Source organism: Aliiglaciecola sp. 3_MG-2023 (genome assembly GCF_030548205.1).
GTDB lineage: Bacteria > Pseudomonadota > Gammaproteobacteria > Enterobacterales > Alteromonadaceae > Aliiglaciecola.
Genome location: NZ_JAUORV010000003.1, coordinates 242,352 through 261,122, shown reverse-complemented (window position 1 = coordinate 261,122; position 18,771 = coordinate 242,352). Strand labels below are relative to the sequence as shown.

Sequence of the window (18,771 nt, the reverse complement as noted above, 5' to 3'; positions counted from 1 at the left end):
TTTAGCTGCCTCGGTAACTACTAAAACCGTATGGTGAGATCAACAAAGGCACATGATAGTGTCCACCATCTTCAGGTAAGGTAAAGTTAACATCAACAAAGGGGTAGAAACTTTCGCCGTGTTTTTCAATTAAATAGGCTTCGACGGAAAATCGTAGTTGATAGTGACCGGCGACAAATTGGATGTTATTCCATTGATTGCAACGGCCATCACTATCTGTTTTGGCCTGCACCACGCTACCATCTGGGGTCGTTAAATGTAACGCTAAGTTAGCCACAGGTTTCCCTGCTGCGGTATCAAGTACATGACTGGATAAACTATTCATAAATTGATTCTCTGTTTAGGCGTTTAGGCCTTTTTCGATTCTTAATAAAGCGATTTTTAATTGTTGTTGGGCTGCTAACGCAATTTCAGTTTTAGTATCGTTGTGTATGCGCTCTTTAATTGCCGCCAACATGTTCTCGGCACTTTGTCCGGTAGCACATATGATGAAAATAAAATGGTTCTTTTCAAGGTATAAGTGGTTAAGACGATGAAGCTCCTCTAAGACCATAGGATCTGCGCCTATGGCACTGGCTTGTTCTTGTTCAGCTAAGCCTGAAGTATTGGCATATTTGGCTTCTAAGGTTTTAATGTCTCCAATCATCGGATGCGCTTTAAAGGCTTCTAAGTAGTCATCATCAGTTAAACTAGGCCATTTTTCGGTGGCAACTATTTTGATCTGCTCAACGGATGTGTAAGGACGAGTCTGAGCCATGAATCTTGACCAAGTAGTGGATTCACAGCAACTCTTAAACCATTGATAAGCTTCGGGTTCAGGTAATCGATTGAGTTCATCTAAGGTCATAGTAATTTCGCAATTTCCTTGGTTTGTAACCAAGCCTCTTGGCTATTTTGGGTTACCTTTGATTCTTGTTTATGGAGTAATTTAATCAGTTGACCGGCTACAGACACGGCAACTTCTATAGGGCGTTTACCCGGGATATCGGCAATGCCAATGGGGCAAACTAGCTTTTCCAGCAATTGTTCATTAACGCCATGATTAGTAAGGCGAGTTTGGAAGCGTTTGGCTTTGGTTTGAGAGCCGATTAAGCCTAAATACTGCACATGATCAATGTGGATTGCTTTGTGTACTAGTTCATAATCTAGCTGATGATCATGGGTCATGACCAAGACAAAATCGGCTGGGTATTCATCAAGTGCATCGACGCAATCATCAGCAATGAAGGTACTGACATTCGCGGGTAGTTGAAGCTGTGATTTATCGACTTGATCAAACATCTCTTGTCGAGAATCTACCCAAATAATATTTAAAGGCAGTTGCGATATAATGGGCACAAGAGCTTGTGCCACGTGACCGGCGCCAAAAATCATCAGTTGATTTACATGTTGGCAGAAAACTTCAAATAATACATGGGTTGCACCGCCACAACATTGGGCTAATTTAGCCCCTAACGGAAAGTACTCAACATGTTGGATTTGATTTTTACTGGCGAGTAATTCCCGTGCTTTTTGAATAGACAAATGTTCAAGTTGCCCGCCGCCGATGGTATCAAAAATCCGATCTTCAGTGACCACCATTTTGGTGCCTTGAGGGCGAGGAGTTGAACCTACTGAGCCCATTACGGTTAATACCACATAGGCTTTTGCGGTATTTTCGCAATGCATAACGCCATCAAACCACTGATTCTTAATCATCAATCAGCATCCCTTGAAGCCGCTATATTCTGACAGGCTATTAGAATTTTTTCAGGCGTGGCAGGGGTGTCTAATTCCGGATCCAATGTATAGTCTGATAAGCTTGATATTGCGTCTTTAATTGCACACCAAACAGAGATAGCCAACATTAAAGGTGGCTCGCCCACGGCTTTAGAGTTGTAGATTGTATTTTCAGTATTGGCATGGGGATAAAGATCTACATTAAAGGTTCTTGGGGTGTCTCCGATAGCTGGTATTTTATAGGTCGCTGGATTATTACTGATTAATTTACCGCTTTTATCCCACAATAATTCTTCGGTGGTTAACCATCCCATTCCTTGAATAAATCCTCCTTCGATTTGACCAATATCGATGGCCGGATTAAGGCTGTTTCCCACATCATGGAGAATATCCACACGTTCAACTCGCATTTCACCGGTTAAAGTATCAATGAGCACTTCACTGCATGATGCGCCATAGGCGAAATAGAAGAACGGACGTCCTTTCCCCGTTTCGCGATCATAGTGAATTTTAGGGGTTTGGTAGAACCCTGTAGTTGAAAGTGATATGCGCTCAAAATAGGCGGTCTGAATGAGTTCCGCAAAAGGAAGTTTAAAGTCATGTAAACAGACATGCTGATGGATAAATTTCACATCTTCAACATCTACTGTTTGCCCATTATCATTGCTGCTTTGTTCTGTTGATTGTTGCTTAAACAACTTCACCATTAACGGCGCTAAACGTTGTTTAATTTCAATACAGGCATTTTGTGCCGCTTTACCATTCATATCGGTTCCGCTGGATGCCGCAGTTGGGGAGGTGTTGGGCACTTTATCCGTGCGGGTAGCGGTAACCTCTATTTTATCAAGGGGTAAACCAAACTCGTTGGCCACCACTTGCGCGACTTTGGTATGTAACCCTTGGCCCATTTCAGTGCCGCCATGGTTTACTTGAATACTACCGTCAGTGTATACGTGTAGCAGTGCACCCGCCTGATTAAGATGTTTAGCAGTAAATGAAATGCCGAATTTTACTGGTGTTAAGGCCAGTCCTTTCTTAATGATTGGACTGGACTGGTTAAATTCCTGAATGTGCTTTCTACGTTGCCAATAATCACTGCTTTGTTCCAACTTTTCGATTAAGTCAGGCAATACGTTTTGGCCGATTGGCATTCCGTAATGGGTTTCGTTAACCCCTACATTTTGGTAGAAATTGCGTTTCCTGGCGGTGAGTGGGTCGAGTTTTCTATGCCGGGCAATTTTATCCAGCATATCTTCGGCGACAATCATGCCTTGGGGGCCGCCAAAACCTCTAAATGCAGTGTGTGAGACTTTATTGGTTCTGCATCTATGTCCGATAACGTCTGTTTGGCCAAGATGATATCCGTTGTCCACATGAAACATGGCACGGTCAACTATTGCGTCGGACAAATCCGGAGAATGGCCACAATCGCCATTTATTTCAAACTCACTGGATTGAATGATTCCATCTTGATTAAAGTTCACCCTGTATTTATTAGTGAACGGGTGGCGTTTGCCCGTGACTTGCATATCGAGCATTCGCGGTAATCGAATTTTTACTGGTACGGATTGACGCGCGGCTAAAACTGCTGCAATACAGGCCCATTGTGCCGCTTGGGTCTCTTTACCGCCAAACCCGCCGCCCATACGACGCATATCAACGGTCACTTTGTTAATTGAGACGTCTAACACTTCGGCGACTAATTTCTGGACTTCGCTAGGATGTTGACTAGAGGTATAGATCATCATGCGATCTTCTTCTTGAGGAACTGCCACAGAGACTTGTCCTTCAAGGTACAAATGTTCTTGTCCTCCCACATCTAAACAGGACTTTATTTGATGCAGCCCTTGTTGTTCATTCAATGAAGAATAGGTTTGTTGCATCTTGTGAGCTGGGCGAACAAAATCTTGCTTTTGATGAGAATCGTCGGTACTTAAAGCGGCCGGTAATTGACTGTACGTGATATCGGCATTGAGTACGGCTTGTCTGGCTAAACGGACCGAGGTCGCTAAAACAGCAAAAATGGCTTGCCCATTAAAGCTAACTTTATCGCTAGTGAGTATGGGATCCCCTTTGAAAACTGGGCCAATGTCGGTGTGCCCGGGTATATCGTCTACCGTAATGACATCTACTACACCTGGGCTAGACCATACTTTTGACAGATCCATTTGTTGAATGCTCCCACAAGCAACCTTACTGGTACCTATGGCCGCAAATAAAGTATTTGCAGGTAAATTTTTATCATCAACGTAAATGGCGCTGCCTGTCACGTGACGCTTGCCACTTTCATGTTTGCTTGATGTGCCAATCTTTCCAGAAGGGGTATTGTCTAGTTCCAGATCAATGAGTTTACGCATGATTTACCACCCGTGTTTCAATTAGATTGTTTTGCTGGGTGTTTTCCAACCAAAAGCGATGCCATAAATTAACCACTAAATCTGTACGGTATTGGGCTGAAGCACGAACATCATCCATAGGTTGGAAGGCTTTGAGTAATAATTGTTTACCCAATGCCAAGGTTTCTGATGAGCTCCAAGTAGCGCCTAGCATAGCTTGTTCAAATTCACTGGCACACACAGGTGTTGCGGCAACACCGCCAAAGCCAGTAAACAGGCTTTCAATTTTGTCATCCTTAAATATGACTTGGAAGACGGCACAGACTGCAGATATATCATCTTCCATGCGTTTCGATACTTTGTAGGCTTTCAGTATTGCGTTTGATTGCAACAAAGGGAGGTGAATCGAGTCTATCCATTCTCCTTTTTGCAATGCAGTTTTTCGATAATCAAGGAAAAATGATCTGGCTGGAATTTTCCTTTGGGAACTACCATCATCCACTGAAATCTCAGCATTTAATGCCAATAAAACCGGTGGCATATCACCAATAGGAGAGGCGTTGGCTACATTTCCACCTAGAGTTGCTTGATTGCGGATGGGAACCGAAGCAAATCGCCATAAAAGTTCGTTTAAGCTAGGAAAATGTTGCAAAAGTAAGGGTTCAATTTGGTTAAATGGCAACGCCGCACCAATGACTAAATGGGTATCAGTGAGCGTCATTTGGTTTAGTTCAGGAACAGATTTAAGATCGATCAAACAATCAAGATTTTTTAGTTGTTGAGTGACTTCTAATGCGAGATCCGTACTGCCCGCTACAAAACGCGCATTAGGATAGGTTTCAACTAGTTTGCCGAGAGCTTGCCGGGAAGTTGGGACAAATAGCCCGTCTAAACCTGAGTTGTGGGCTTCAATAGACTTTAGTAGCTCAATGGTTTGTCGTTCTGATTCATCGAATTTATCGGCTACTTTCCCATCACAACTGGAAAGGGCGGCATCGATAATAGGGCGATAACCGGTGCAACGGCATAAGTTTCCTGACAATGCCAATTCAACGTTGTGTCGAGTAGGTTGTGTGTTTTGATGATACATGGCAAAAAGCGACATGACGAAGCCAGGAGTACAAAAACCACACTGTGAGGCATGCTGGGTTTCCATGGCAGATTGCACTGGATGTAATTGTTTCCCGTCGGATATATGCTCAACAGTAATAAGCTGCTTACCTTGCAGTGCGCTAGTGAAGGTCACGCAACTATTGATTGACTTGTATTCAATGGCATCTTGTTGGTCATTTAATTGCGCTAAAACCACGGTGCAAGCACCACAATCACCGGAGGCACATCCTTCTTTCGTGCCACACAACCCCTGATGTTCACGAAGATAGTCCAGAACGGTCAGATCCGTTTCCACTGAATCAATATCAGTCTTCACATTGTTAAGTAAAAATTGAACCATAGTTTTTCCCGGCTACCCATTGGTTGATCATTATTTTAAATATCAATGTTCTTGAATATTTGAACAAACTAATATTGCGAATTTTTGTTTTGATTGTCTGTTACTATCCCTATAATATAAAACCTGACCAATTGGTCAACTTATATTGAAAGTAATTGATAGTTTTATTTAAAATAGTTTGCATGGCGACTTAGAAAAGCCAATAACTAATGATACATTGTTAAAAGGATGATAGACGTACGCCTGTAAAGGCTTCTCCCTTCAATAATAGAAATAATGGACCATGACAGATAATAAAATCAATAAAGAAGGCCGAATAGGCGCAGCAAATAAACAATTAATTTTAAATGCAGCCGAACATGAATTCGCAAAACATGGTTTTAAAGGCACTCGTATTCAGCAAGTCGCTGACAGAGCCCAATTGCCTAAAACGAATGTACTATATTACTTTAAAAGTAAAGAAAATCTTTATCTAGCAGTTTTACAACAAATTCTAGAATTATGGAACTCGGTATTTGATGAAGCCACAAAAGATGATGACCCTGCGGAAGTTTTAGCCCGTTATATAACAGATAAAATGGAGTTTTCTTTAGTTAGACCAGAAGCGTCCCGTATATTCGCATTAGAGATCATCAATGGGGCCCCTAATTTATATGGTTTTTACAAAGAACAACATGCTGCTTGGATGGAAGGCAGAGTAGAGGTTATCCAACATTGGATAGACGAAGGTAAAATTCAAACTGCAAATGCCCATTACTTGCTCTATAACATCTGGGCCTGTTGCCAACATTATGCTGATTTTTCTGCGCAAATTACTCATTTACAAGGTAAAGAGATGGACAGGGCGGAATTTGAGGAAGCGACCAAATCAATTATCAATTTAATATTGAAAGGTTGTAGCTTAGAGATACCAGAGAAATATCGATAAAGAAGGAAAATAACTATGCAATCTTATCCTCGTGATCTGAAAGGTTACGGGCAATTTCCGCCTCATCCTAAATGGCCTAATAAAGCCAAAATTGCCATTCAATTCGTTCTAAATTATGAAGAAGGTGGTGAAAACTGTGTGTTGCATGGCGACGAATTTTCGGAAATTTTCCTGTCTGAAATAATTGGTGCGAAAGCCTATGCGGATAGACATCAAAGTATGGAAACCTTATATGAATATGGTAGCCGTGCGGGTTTTTGGCGCATTTATCGATTGCTTAACGAACTTCAGGTTCCGGTAACCGTTTTTGGAGTGACCATGGCGCTACAGCGGAATCCAGAAGCGGTTGAAGCTATGCTAGCGTCCAATTGGGAAATTGCCAGCCACGCCATGCGTTGGATTGATTACCAAGATATGCCATTGGAAAAAGAACGCAAGTTAATCGATGCATCTATCCATCTACATCAAAAAATCACGGGCTCTGCGCCTAGTGGGTGGTATACCGGTAGAACCAGCCCTAACACACTTAAACTCATCGCAGAACGTGATGACATTATGTATTGTGCAGACACCTATGCTGATGATTTACCTTATTATGATCAGCATTACAGTAAACCACTTTTGATGGTGCCTTATACACTCGACACCAATGATATGCGTTTCGCCACTCCTCAGGGATTCAACAATGGTGAGATGTTTTTTCAGTATTTAAAAGATGCATTTGATACCTTATATCTTGAAGGGGAAGAGGCGCCTAAAATGTTGTCTATCGGTCTACATTGTCGAATTATAGGTCGTCCGGCGCGTTTGGCAGCCCTGCGTCGATTTATTGAGTACATTCAAAGCTTTGAGCATGTTTGGCTTTGTACTCGAGAGCAAATTGCTCAGCACTGGTTAACCCATTTTCCGCTCAAAAAATAAAAATTATAAAAGAGTCAATATGAACAATTTAATTCAACAATTACCGAAAACGGAATTGCACCTGCATATAGAAGGGACGCTAGAGCCCGATTTATTACTTGAGTTAAGTCATAAACATCATGTTGATTTACCCTATAAAAGTATCGATGAGATTCATGCTGCTTATAATTTTGAAGATCTTCAGAGCTTTTTAGATCTTTATTATTTGGGGGCTTCGGTATTGGTTGATGAAGAAGATTTTTATCAATTGATGTGGCGTTATTTGTGCAAGTGCAAAGCGCAAAATATAGTGCATACGGAAATGATGTTTGATCCTCAAACCCATACTGAAAGGGGAGTTCCCTTTGAAACCTTTATGGGCGGTTTTGTGCGGGCGATGGACGATGCTTCTCAGCAATGGGGACAATCTAGTATGTTAATTATGTCCTTTCTACGTCATTTAAGTGAGCAAGACGCCATTGGTACCTTACAAGCATCTAAACCCTTTTTGCAGCATATTGAGGCTGTAGGCTTAGATAGCTCTGAATTGGGTAACCCTCCTGAAAAATTTGTTAGGGTATTTGAACAAGCTAAATCACTTGGTTTAGCCTGTGTCGCCCATGCAGGAGAAGAAGGGCCGGCAGATTACATATGGCAAGCCCTTACACTTTTAAAGGTAGATCGAATTGATCACGGCGTCAGAAGTGTAGATGATCCTACACTATTGCAGACTCTGGCAGAAACTCAAATGCCGTTAACCGTTTGTCCGCTATCAAACACTAAATTGTGCGTATTTGATGATATGGCAGAGCATAATATTCTCGATCTTCTGGCTAAGGATATTTTAGTCACCGTTAATTCTGATGATCCTAGCTATTTCGGCGGTTACCTAAATGAAAACTTTGAAGCCCTGCACAAAGGGCTCAATTTGAATCAACAACAATTGGTAAAGCTGGTCAAAAACGGTTTTACTGGAAGCTTTCTAAGTGAACAACAAAAAGCCCATTGGATAGCACAAATAGATAACCTAGTTTAGAAAACTGAGTTTAAAGAAACTAAGCTATCTAACCTCAGCTTCCTATATTACTCAAATACTAGTGTTCTCGGGTTAAGCGTGTAATTAGTGATGCATGTTGGGGAAACTTTTCCCTTAATACTTGTCTATTTGCTAACTCCATGTCGGTGTATTCAAAACCTGGCGCCACCGCTTCTCCAATTAATCCATAGCCATTTTGACCCTGTGGGGAAATGCTTGAAGCTTTCCACACGCCACCTTTTACGACAAATTGATACTCATGCCCGGCAAGTACGTCTGGACCTAATACTTTTGTTTGCAAAGTACCATCGGGATGAATGAGGTAATAGGTAATAGGATCCCCAGCATGAAAATAATGCATGATATCTGATGTATTGCGATGGAAATGACCTATGGGACTATCAGCGCTTAGCAGATAATAAATGGATGTCATTGTTACCCTAGTACCTTTAGGGGTATTTATAAGGGGTTGGGCGTCAGCTTTGAATGTTTGTTTGAAATACCCACCTTCCACGTGAGGCTCTAAATCTAAGGTTTCCACCAATTGCTGAATGCTTGGTTTTGGCTCTGCCATGTTTAGTTCTCGTTGACTTTGGTTAGAACAAGCACTTAACGCTAGAAAGCTTGCAGTGAGATAATATATTGATAACTTCATAAATATGGGGTTTATTAAACTATTTAGGTAAGTCACTATATCAAGGAGTTGAAGAATGACGCAAATGGCGAATACGCCTAAACCACCATACTATGCCGTTATCTTTACATCATTGGCCAGTGAAATCGATGATAGCTATGTTGAGACTTCAAACCAGATGCTGGCATTAGCACAGCAAATGTCAGGTTATTTAGGGGTTGAGTCAGCAAGGCAAGATTTAGGGATTACGGTTTCGTACTGGCGAGATCTCGAGTCAATTAAGCAGTGGAAAAACCATAAAGAACACTTAGCCGCCCAGCAAATTGGAAAACAGAAATGGTATTCATCTTACGCTGTAAGGATAGCCAAAGTAGAGAGAGACTATGAATTCTAATCAGATAGAAACCAATCGAGCCCTAATTCAGCCAGCCCAATTACAAGACTTATTGCAACGCGAAAGGGTCAACATATTATTTACTGATGTGGATTTTCCGGTTAATTACATCAGTAAACAGAGTGAAAAGTGCTATTTACCCAATTCAATTTTATTTGACTTCGACAATGTCTTTGTCGACAAGAACAGTGGTCTACCTCATTCATTGCCTTCTCCTGAACATTTTGCTAAAGAAATGTCGAATTTGGGGATCAATAATGATTCCACTCTAGTGATTTATGATGATCAAGGCAGTTTTAGCGCACCGCGGGTGTGGTGGATGTTGAAAGTTATGGGTCATGACAAGGTTTTTGTATTAGACGGCGGCCTGCAAGCTTGGATCGATGCAGGATTAGACGTTGCAGATGAGTTAGTTAAAAAACGTGAAAAAACCCAATACAAGGTTACCTTTAATGAACAATTATTGGTGGATAAGAATAATATTCTGGATAATTTGAGTAATCAGGATTGCCTTGTAATTGATGCGCGAAGCGCGGCTAGGTTCAATGGCACCGAGGCCGAACCACGCAAAGGGGTGAGAAGCGGCCATATTCCCCGTTCGCGTAATTTGCATTATGCTCAATTATTAAATGACGGAAAGTTTATCAATTCCTCCGCCATCAAACAGCTATTTGAGCCTATGATAGACGGTACTCAAACCCAGCTAATATTTTCATGTGGTTCAGGTGTTACCGCTTGTATATTGGCCCTAGCAGCTTACCAAATAGGTAATGAAAACTGGGCTGTGTACGACGGTTCTTGGAGCGAGTGGGGAGCTGATCCTTTATGTCCTATTGAATAACGTCGAATAATTGAAGGTGAAAATAGTGCGCTTTAGGCTACCAACTCGCTACTTTCACCGTATTGCTTTGCTAATTGTTCCACGTAAGATTTTAACACTAACATCGTATCTTTAACGTCTTCAAAAGTCACTGACTCAGCAGGGTGGTGACTGATTCCCTTAGCGCATCTTACAAACAACATGCCTGTTGGGCACAAATCAGCCATTGCCATGGCATCATGTCCGGCGCCCGAACTTAACACGAAGGGGTTAATATTATTCATTGCACAAGCCGCTTCGAGTTGTGACATGATCTCTGGGTGGCAGAGGGTTGCATCGGCTTCGTGGGTTAGATGTTCTGCTACTTTTAGCCCGCGCAGTTGTGCGATATGTGCCACTTTACTTTTGATTTGTTCGATACATTGATCACGTTTGCTATTGTCTAAGCTGCGAACATCTAAGCTAATCGTTGCGTTACCGCTGATCACGTTCACGGCATTAGTTTGTGATTGAATCTGCCCCACAGTGGCTACAACCTCATGTTCAATTGCAGCCTGCTCTATGGCTAAAATCATTTCCGCAGCCCCGGCTATGGCATCTTGACGTAATGCCATAGGCACGGTTCCAGCATGACCAGCGTGACCTTCAATATCTATTTTATAGCGTTTAGCACCGGCAATACCGCTTACAATTCCTACGGGTAAATGTTGACTCTCTAAAACAGGACCTTGCTCAATGTGTACTTCAACAAACCCCAATAGTCCGCTTTGTTCTCTGCTGGCATTATGAATATTGTTGATATTTAGCCCAAATTCTCGCAGTGCTGCAGCAACAGTGACATTATTTTTATCCAACAGGCCTGCCCATCGGTCTTGCCAGGTTCCTGCTACGGCTCTGCTGCCCAATAAAGTGGTTCCGAAACGCGTGCCTTCTTCATCAGCGAAGCCAACAATCTCAAGGTTAAATGGTAAGTCAATGGCGTTATCTGCAAACCATTGAACTAAACTCAACGGTAACAGTACACCCAAGATGCCATCATATTTGCCACTATTGGGAACGGTATCTAAATGACTACCGATAATTAAGGTTTCGGCATTTTCATAAGGACTTTGATAACTTCCCCACTGATTACCCGCCTCATCTTGCCAAGTGCGCATTTTAGCTTGTTCCATCCAACTTGCGACTAACTGATTTGCGAGCTTATGTTCTTTGGTTAAATAGCGACGATCTATGTAGTCTGGATTTTGACTGATTAACGCCAATTCGTCACATCGTTGGAGGACAGTTTGAACATAGGAAGTAAACATCTTTAGTTCTCCTCGTTTGCATAAACATCAAAGGCCATGTCGGTAGTCAAACCAGGTTGTAATTGGTGACCAGCGCGCCTCAATGTATTTTCAAGTGCTTGTAATGTATGTAAAACCGTATCTTTTCTGGCGTTATAGCCCATGGTCCCAATACGCCATATTTTGCCGTGAAGAGGACCAAAAGAAGTACCAATTTCGATGTTATATTGGTGCAGAAGTTGTTCACGAATTTGCTCGCCATTGACATTTTCTGGAATATAAACACCAACCACATTATTCATTTTGTGTTTTAAATCCCCAAATGGCGATAGGTTCAGACCCTTAACACCTGCGAGCATTGCATCACCATGTAATTTGTGGCGTTGAATGCTGTTTTCGACCCCTTCTTCTAATAGTTGCAGGGCGCATTCTCGAGCCGCATATAACATCGAGGTAGCTTCAGTATGGTGGTTGAGTCGTTCTTCTCCCCAATAATCAAGGATCATTGGAATATCGAAATAATTTGAACGTATTCGCAAACCTAAGCCATCTGCGTGTTGCTCATTTCGAATGCCAGCTTCAACATGTTGTCTTTGCCTCACTCGTTGCACGTATTTTTCACTCAACGTAATAGGTGCACTGCCTGAGGGGCCGCCAAGACACTTTTGTAAGCCAACAGAAACTGCATCTAATTTCCACTCATCGGCTTTAAACGGGTTACCCCCTATTGAAGCGGTGGCATCGCTGTAAAATAAAACATCGTATTTTTCACAAATTTCGCCAATATTTTCTAGAGGTTGTAGCATTGTGGTAGACGTATCACCTTGTACTAATGCCAACACTTTTGGACGTATTTTTTGAATGGCTTGTTCTATTTGTTCTGGCTGGAAAATCTCACCCCAAGGAACTTCAATGGTGTGAACTTTCGCTCCAGCACGCTCACTTATTTCAGCCAATAAATGTCCAAAGCGCCCAAACACAGGCACCAATACGTCATCGCCAGGTTCAATACAAGATACCAAGACCGCTTCAATGCCAGCTCTGGAAGTACCATCTATCAATAATGTTGCATCATTTTGGGTATTGAATACACCTCGATACAACGACATGACTTCATTCATGTAACCTGTCATAACAGGATCATATTGTCCAACCAGCTGAGTAGACATGGCATTCAGGACCCGCGGATAACAATTTATTGGACCAGGACCCATTAAAAGGCGAGGTGGGGGGCTAAGTAACGACATGATTCTCCTTAAAGTAGCACTTGAATAAGCATTCGACCGCCGGTAATTAACAATGCAACGGCAAACACTCTTTTTAATAAATTACCATCTAGTTTAGCGCCAAGAGCAGCACCTACTGGGGCAAAAAGAACAGTCAGTGGGACGATACAAATAAAGCCCACTAGGTTAACCAATCCATAGGTAAAAATAGGTGCATCTACAGGTGTTTGGCCTAGAACCAACATGGTTAGGGCTCCGGGCAGGGAAATAATTAATCCAATGGCGGCAGCCGTTCCCACCGCTTTATGGGCAGGGTAGTTAAAGGCGGTTAAAATAGGCACTGACAGGGTGCCACCACCGATGCCGACCATGGAACTCAACATACCAATAATACTAGCAATAACGCTCTGGCCTGGGCCCTTGGGAAGCTGATTGAAAATAGGTGGTTTAGAGGCTCTAAACAGCATATTCAAGGCCGCCAATGTGGCGATAATGGCAAACATTAAGGTTAACCAGTAACCATTTACGATGGTGACTAAGAAACTGCCAATGAGGACACCAAGTAACACGAATATCCACCAAAATTTAAGTAATTCGAAATCGACATTGCCTTTTTTGCGATGGGAACGAATTGAACTTACCGAGGTAGGAACTATGGTTGCCAGTGATGTGGCTGTGGCAATTAACATGGCAGAACTTGGCTCAACGCCAAAGTGTTGGAACAAAAAATACAACACGGGAACAATAACAATTCCGCCACCGACACCCAGTAAACCCGCTAAAATACCTGCAAACACTCCTGTTGCCATGAGTGCGAGTATTGTTGGGTAATTTTCGATTATTAAATCCATATACTATTACTTCTCTTTTTTAGTAAGGAAAGGCTTTGCCGTCACTACGGGGATCGGTAGCCGCACTGACTTGGCCATCTGGATTGCGTATTATCATGCCAGCATGGCCCATCATTTCGTTATTGGGGGGAACAATCGCAATGTCGTGCCCCTTAGCTTGCAATGATTCAAGAATGAGTGGATCAATGTCGGCTTCGATTTTTAGATTATGGGATTGATCTCCCCATGTACGTCCTAACAACCATCTGGGAGATTCAATTGCTTCGTCCAAGGATAAGTTTTGGAAAACATGGCGACTAAAAATCGCCCCTTGAGTTTGTGGTTGACCTTCACCACCCATAGTGCCGTAACTTATTCGTCTTCCGTCTTTAAGTTCTGCGAATGCTGGATTCAAGGTGTGAAATGGTTTTAAACCTGGCGTTAAGTATTGGTTTGAATTTTCATCTAAGCTAAAAGAGGTGCCGCGGTTGTTCCATACAATCCCTGTTGAGTCTGACACTACACCGCTGCCGAATTCCCAATATAGACTTTGGATATAACTTACCATTCTGCCTGAGTTATCACAGGCTCCCATCCACACGGTATCACCCAATTTCGCTTCATTTGGCCAATCTAGTGCTTTGCTTGCACTAATTTTCGTTGCCAAAGCATCAATAATTGAATCATCCAGCATCTCTTCTAAAGGACGCTCTAATCGACTTCCATCAGTAACAAATTGGTTACGAATTAAGAAGGCTTGTTTAGTACATTCGATTAATAAATGCGGATATTCATGTTCGCCAGACGCCAAATGTTTAACTTTGTCGAACAATGCCAGTATAAGCAGCGAAGCAACTCCCTGGGTTGGCGCACCAAGGTTGTATAATTTACCAACGGAAATATCCACACTCAAAGGGTCGACTAACTTAGCCTGATACTCAATGAAGTCTTTTTCCCGCAAAGGTGAACCTGCTGCAGTTAAATCAGCAGCTAATTGCCTACCAATGTCACCTCGATAGAAATCATCCAGTCCCTTTTCAGCTAATTGGGATAAGGTGTTTGCTAATTTTGGCAATTTAACAATTTTGCCTTTTTTGAGGGCTTTACCTTTGATTAAAAACTGATCGAACGGAGGACTTTGGTGTAATTCGTCAAATGTCTTAAAACTGGCGTCTGTTAAACTTTGCGTCACTTCCAGTCCCCATTCGGCTTGTCCGATTGCGGTTGATAACAGTTCATTTAACGGTTTATTTTGCTGCCATTGTTGGCTGACTTCTAATGCCTTTTGCCAACCTGAAACTGCACCGGCCATCGTTAACGCCGCTTTTCCGCCTCTTGATGGGATGGCTTCAAGATCTTGATAGAATTCTGAAGTGGCAAGATTCGCTGCACAACCGCTAGCATCAATACCAATAGGGGCTTTTCCGGGTTCACTAATTATCCAAAAACCATCTCCCCCTAAACCATTCATATGGGGATACACCACCGCAATTGAGGCAGCTGCTGCAACCATAGCTTCAATGGCTGTGCCTCCCGTATCCAGAATATGTTGTCCGGCTTGCGCTGCTGCATAATGGGGAGCGGTAAAGCCTGTTGTGGTAGATGTATGTTCTATATTTTGTGTTTTATGTTTCATTTAGCCGTTCCCATAAGTTTTTGGCCTAAGCTTAATAACGATAAATCGCTATTTCTAGGTCCTAAAATCGACAAACCATAGGCTGTTTTATGTTGTTTAAATAGCGGCATATGTAATTGTGGACAACCTGTTAAACCGGAAATACAGGTAAATTGCATAAGCTTTTTTCGATAGTCTGCAATTTCTAATGCCGAAGTATCAATTCTTGGCGCAGGACCAGGGGTAGTGGGTAATAGTAAATACTGGTCTTGGGTTAAAAGTGTAGCAACCTTATTTTTTATTTTTTGTTGTTGTTCGATGGCGAATAGCTCGTCTTCTATAGTGAGTGTTTTACACCAATCAAATCGTTGTTGTATATCGTCTGCAAACTTAGGTTGTGAGTTTGTAATCCAATCACCATGAGTTTGCCAGATTTCTCTTCCTTGTAACACTCTAAATGCGTTAGATGCCATTTCAACATCAACGGCGGTGATTGCTTGGCTTGTTACATCTTGATGAGAAAAGGTTGCTTTTAGCCAATCTTCAATCTCAGATTTATATTGCGTTAATTCAATCAAATCGGTAAGTACAACTGGGGTGCTAAAGCTATGATCATCTAGGTGTTGATTGGGGATGAGACATTTAGCGACTTCGATAGCATCTGCAATTGTGTTTGTGATCCATCCAGGCGTATCAAATGAAGGGGCTAGGGGGACAACATTTTTTAACGAAATAAGACCCTGTGTGGGTCTAAATCCAACCAAATTATTATAACTTGCTGGTACACGAATGGAGCCACCTGTATCCGTACCTAACCCTATTCGCGCTAAATTACGTCCAACAGCGACAACGGTGCCGCTTGATGAGCCACCACTAATACGCTCCTCATCCAAACAGTTTACTAGTGAAGGATAGTGTATATTCTGACCATTTAGACTGTAGGCCAATTCATCGGTAATGGTTTTACCTACAAATTCGGCACCGGCATTAAGCAGGCGAGTGACAGTCTCCGATGTTTGGGTTGGAATCGGATGTGTTGCTGCCCAATCTGGGTTTCCAGCAGATGTGACCATACCGTCAATATCAAACAAATCTTTTACAGCCAGAGTCCAACCTTTTAAGGGCTGTATTTTTGCGCGGTAACGTGTTTTGTTTATATCTAATTTAACGGGTAGTACGAATGGCGAGTGAAATGAGAAGTTCATGAAACCAATCTTAATTAAACATACCCCTATGAAACAACTGTTTCACCAATTAGTCAAGAGAAACAAATCAGTAAATGCCAGTTTTTATTCTAATTCGTCTAATTGTTTAAACAAATTTGAAATCGCATCAATACGATTTTGTTTAGCGTAAATTTCCGAGTTTAGGATTTGATTACAGATTACTGAGATAACACTCATGGGAGCGGAATAGCTGTCGAGGGGCAATTCTTGTCCTAATTGGCATATAAATAATTGGTTGACCTGTTCTTTGTATATTTGCGCAGAGGGATCTGCCATTAATACAAGTTGCTCTTGGGGGATTAGGTTGATGAGCTTTTCAACGATTTTAGGGCGACGACGAAAGGCAATTATGATGACTAATTCATCCTTAGAGATATCTTCTATTTCTTCCCCGAGTGTTTGACCTGGCAAGGGTAAAAGTCTCACTTTACCGCGTATTTGGAGGAGTTGTTGGCGAAAATGCATGGCGACGGGGTAACTATTTCTAAAGCCAATTAATGTAATTCGAGAAGCCAAGGTAATTGACTCGACTAACTGATTGATATCTTCAGACTTAACGTTATCCCAAGTTTGTTTTATTCGATCTAATTCCTGAGTAATATAATCATTATTTTTATGGGCAGTGCCCAGAGGGACACCTGCATTGCGCGCGTTGCGCATTTGCTCTTTGACTTGTTGTAGGTTGTCGTAACCGAGTTGCCGGAAAAATCGACTAACAGTAGCTTTTGAAGTCAATGTGATTTGTGCTATCTCTGCCACCGATAGGGTTAGCACATCAGTGGGGTTTTGTTGCAAGTAATTGGCAATTTTCCGCCCATTAGGAGACAGCTGCTGGTAAGATTGTGAGATTAGCTTTACAAATTTAGATTTTGGCAAACCATTTTCCACGTCAATGAGTAAATCCAGAGCTAGTGTAACTAAAAGCGCGCCATCTACAAAGTTTAAACAATTCATTATTAAGGAATAAAATACAAATCATGTTTGAAGGCTTCTCAAAATCGAGCAAAGTAGTTGTGTTAACCGGTGCCGGCATCTCTGCTGAGTCAGGTTTAAAAACCTTTAGGGATAATGATGGCTTATGGGAAAAACATCGCGTTGAAGATGTGGCGACACCTGAAGCCTTTGTGCGCAACCCTGATTTAGTTTATCGTTTTTATAATCAGCGCAGAGCGCAACTGCAATCCCCAGACATCGCACCTAACAAGGGGCATTTAGCCTTAGTTGAACTGGAAAAATATTTGGCCGACAACTTTCTTTTGATCACTCAAAATGTGGATGACTTACATGAAAGAGCGGGTTCAAAACGAGTGTTACACATGCATGGTGAGTTGCTCAGCTACCGCTGTATGGGAAGTCAAAAAGTGAGTCAAACCAAAGAGCAGTACGATCAAAATAGTCAGTGCGAATGTTGTCAACAACCAAGTATGATCCGTCCTAATATTGTTTGGTTTGGGGAAATGCCTCTGTATATGGATGAAATATCTGACGCCCTAAGCAAAGCAGATATATTTATATCAGTAGGAACCTCAGGAAACGTTTACCCAGCAGCGGGGTTTGTCGAGCAAGCGAGTTTTCATGGGGCCCATTGTGTTGAGCTAAACTTAGAACCGAGCAACGGTTTTACTGCATTTAGTGAAAGCCATTATGGGCCAGCCACAAATGTCATTCCAAATTACATAGCGTCGTTAATAAAGTAATGAGCTTTCCTGATTTTTCCCCTTATTGGATCGAATTTGCGGCTATAGCAACCTTACATTTTTTTGCTGTGGCTAGCCCCGGCCCTGACTTTGCCGTGGTTTTGAAACAAAGTATTAGCAGTGGACGACGTTCGGCAATGTTTACAAGTGTGGGAGTGGGCGTGGGTATCTTGATCCATGTCGCCTATTCATTACTGGGAATAGGGATCTTAATTAAAACGACCCCTTGGTTATTTCAAGCATTTGCTTATATAGCGGCGGCATATTTATTGTATTTAGGGTGGGGGGCTATTCGGAGTAAAGCCACGCCACTAGAAAATAGTGTATCATTCACAACAGAATCCACAGAAAAGCGGCTTACCTCTGATAAAAAGTCATTTTTAATTGGTTTAATGACAAACGGTTTGAACCCCAAAGCAACGTTGTTTTTTTTGACAGTATTTGCTGTGGCCGTCTCTCCACACACACCAGTACTCATAAAATTAAGCTATGGTCTTTATTTAGCCTTTGCCACAGGAGTTTGGTTTTGTTTTTTGTCTTACCTGATGAGTGGCACGAAAATTCGATCATCCTTACAAAAAAATGGTTATATATTTGATCGTTTTATGGGGGTGATATTAATTGTACTGGCGGTAAATCTGGTTTTTTCCACTTAATTTAAAAAGAAATAT

At 41.9% G+C, this 18,771-nt stretch carries 19 protein-coding genes; 7 read left to right on the top strand and 12 right to left on the bottom strand.

What is annotated here, in order from left to right; genetic code table 11:
• Position 1: 1 nt before the first annotated feature.
• The 5 genes from uraH to xdhA are packed head-to-tail and all read right to left on the bottom strand — an operon-like array spanning position 2 to position 5,508.
• Entirely contained in the window at positions 2-325 is a 324-nt protein-coding gene (gene uraH, locus Q4574_RS04865) for a hydroxyisourate hydrolase (protein ID WP_303472162.1), read from the bottom strand.
• Between the two features lie 15 nt (positions 326-340).
• Complete coding sequence (uraD, locus tag Q4574_RS04860; protein ID WP_303472160.1) at positions 341-847, bottom strand: 2-oxo-4-hydroxy-4-carboxy-5-ureidoimidazoline decarboxylase; 507 nt, start codon at positions 845-847, stop codon at positions 341-343.
• On the bottom strand, positions 844-1,698 hold the full coding sequence (gene xdhC / locus Q4574_RS04855) for a xanthine dehydrogenase accessory protein XdhC (protein ID WP_303472322.1): 855 nt from the start codon (positions 1,696-1,698) through the stop codon (positions 844-846). The genes uraD and xdhC overlap by 4 nt, the downstream gene beginning before the upstream one ends.
• Complete coding sequence (gene xdhB, locus Q4574_RS04850; protein ID WP_303472158.1) at positions 1,698-4,076, bottom strand: xanthine dehydrogenase molybdopterin binding subunit; 2,379 nt, start codon at positions 4,074-4,076, stop codon at positions 1,698-1,700. Before xdhB ends, xdhC begins: the two co-directional genes overlap by 1 nt.
• A complete protein-coding gene (xdhA, locus tag Q4574_RS04845; protein ID WP_303472156.1) occupies positions 4,069-5,508 on the bottom strand; it encodes a xanthine dehydrogenase small subunit in 1,440 nt (479 codons plus the stop codon). The genes xdhB and xdhA overlap by 8 nt, the downstream gene beginning before the upstream one ends.
• Positions 5,509-5,791: 283 nt before the next feature.
• Here xdhA and Q4574_RS04840 point away from each other — a divergent pair, with 283 nt between their 5' ends.
• Genes Q4574_RS04840 through Q4574_RS04830 form a run of 3 tightly spaced genes read left to right on the top strand, consistent with a single transcriptional unit; the run spans position 5,792 to position 8,372 of the window.
• Positions 5,792-6,436: a TetR family transcriptional regulator C-terminal domain-containing protein gene (locus Q4574_RS04840; protein WP_303472155.1), complete on the top strand. Its 645-nt coding sequence runs from the start codon at positions 5,792-5,794 to the stop codon at positions 6,434-6,436.
• Between the two features lie 15 nt (positions 6,437-6,451).
• On the top strand, positions 6,452-7,357 hold the full coding sequence (gene puuE / locus Q4574_RS04835; protein ID WP_303472154.1) for an allantoinase PuuE: 906 nt from the start codon (positions 6,452-6,454) through the stop codon (positions 7,355-7,357).
• A gap of 19 nt (positions 7,358-7,376) precedes the next feature.
• On the top strand, positions 7,377-8,372 hold the full coding sequence (locus Q4574_RS04830) for an adenosine deaminase (RefSeq protein ID WP_303472152.1): 996 nt from the start codon (positions 7,377-7,379) through the stop codon (positions 8,370-8,372).
• 58 nt (positions 8,373-8,430) lie between these two features.
• On the opposite strand, the gene Q4574_RS04825 is transcribed toward Q4574_RS04830, so the two are convergent.
• Positions 8,431-9,027 carry a cupin domain-containing protein gene (locus Q4574_RS04825; protein ID WP_303472150.1) on the bottom strand — a complete coding sequence of 199 codons (597 nt, stop codon included), beginning with the start codon at positions 9,025-9,027 and terminating at the stop codon, positions 8,431-8,433.
• A 55-nt stretch (positions 9,028-9,082) separates the two neighbouring features.
• Here Q4574_RS04825 and Q4574_RS04820 point away from each other — a divergent pair, with 55 nt between their 5' ends.
• Entirely contained in the window at positions 9,083-9,400 is a 318-nt protein-coding gene (locus tag Q4574_RS04820) for an antibiotic biosynthesis monooxygenase (protein ID WP_303472148.1), read from the top strand.
• Positions 9,390-10,241 carry a sulfurtransferase gene (locus tag Q4574_RS04815; RefSeq protein ID WP_303472145.1) on the top strand — a complete coding sequence of 284 codons (852 nt, stop codon included), beginning with the start codon at positions 9,390-9,392 and terminating at the stop codon, positions 10,239-10,241. Before Q4574_RS04820 ends, Q4574_RS04815 begins: the two co-directional genes overlap by 11 nt.
• A gap of 32 nt (positions 10,242-10,273) precedes the next feature.
• Here the strand turns inward: Q4574_RS04815 and Q4574_RS04810 are convergent, their stop codons facing one another.
• The 6 genes from Q4574_RS04810 to Q4574_RS04785 form a co-directional block, all read right to left on the bottom strand.
• Positions 10,274-11,527, bottom strand: a complete 1,254-nt coding sequence (locus Q4574_RS04810) for an allantoate amidohydrolase (protein ID WP_303472143.1) — start codon at positions 11,525-11,527, stop codon at positions 10,274-10,276.
• A gap of 2 nt (positions 11,528-11,529) precedes the next feature.
• The gene (locus tag Q4574_RS04805) at positions 11,530-12,753 is read right to left on the bottom strand and encodes an alanine--glyoxylate aminotransferase family protein (protein ID WP_303472142.1); all 1,224 of its coding nucleotides are present in this window, start codon (positions 12,751-12,753) and stop codon (positions 11,530-11,532) included.
• Positions 12,754-12,761: 8 nt separating this feature from the next.
• Positions 12,762-13,583: a sulfite exporter TauE/SafE family protein gene (locus tag Q4574_RS04800; RefSeq protein ID WP_303472140.1), complete on the bottom strand. Its 822-nt coding sequence runs from the start codon at positions 13,581-13,583 to the stop codon at positions 12,762-12,764.
• Positions 13,584-13,602: 19 nt separating this feature from the next.
• On the bottom strand, positions 13,603-15,198 hold the full coding sequence (locus Q4574_RS04795; protein ID WP_303472139.1) for a gamma-glutamyltransferase family protein: 1,596 nt from the start codon (positions 15,196-15,198) through the stop codon (positions 13,603-13,605).
• Positions 15,195-16,382 carry an amidase gene (locus tag Q4574_RS04790; RefSeq protein ID WP_303472136.1) on the bottom strand — a complete coding sequence of 396 codons (1,188 nt, stop codon included), beginning with the start codon at positions 16,380-16,382 and terminating at the stop codon, positions 15,195-15,197. Before Q4574_RS04790 ends, Q4574_RS04795 begins: the two co-directional genes overlap by 4 nt.
• A gap of 84 nt (positions 16,383-16,466) precedes the next feature.
• Complete coding sequence (locus Q4574_RS04785) at positions 16,467-17,357, bottom strand: MurR/RpiR family transcriptional regulator (RefSeq protein ID WP_303472134.1); 891 nt, start codon at positions 17,355-17,357, stop codon at positions 16,467-16,469.
• Positions 17,358-17,380: 23 nt separating this feature from the next.
• Between Q4574_RS04785 and cobB the strand changes: the two genes are divergently transcribed.
• Both cobB and Q4574_RS04775 read left to right on the top strand, forming a co-directional pair.
• Entirely contained in the window at positions 17,381-18,100 is a 720-nt protein-coding gene (cobB, locus tag Q4574_RS04780; protein ID WP_303472132.1) for a Sir2 family NAD+-dependent deacetylase, read from the top strand.
• The gene (locus Q4574_RS04775) at positions 18,100-18,756 is read left to right on the top strand and encodes a LysE family translocator (RefSeq protein WP_303472130.1); all 657 of its coding nucleotides are present in this window, start codon (positions 18,100-18,102) and stop codon (positions 18,754-18,756) included. The genes cobB and Q4574_RS04775 overlap by 1 nt, the downstream gene beginning before the upstream one ends.
• Positions 18,757-18,771 lie beyond the last annotated feature (15 nt).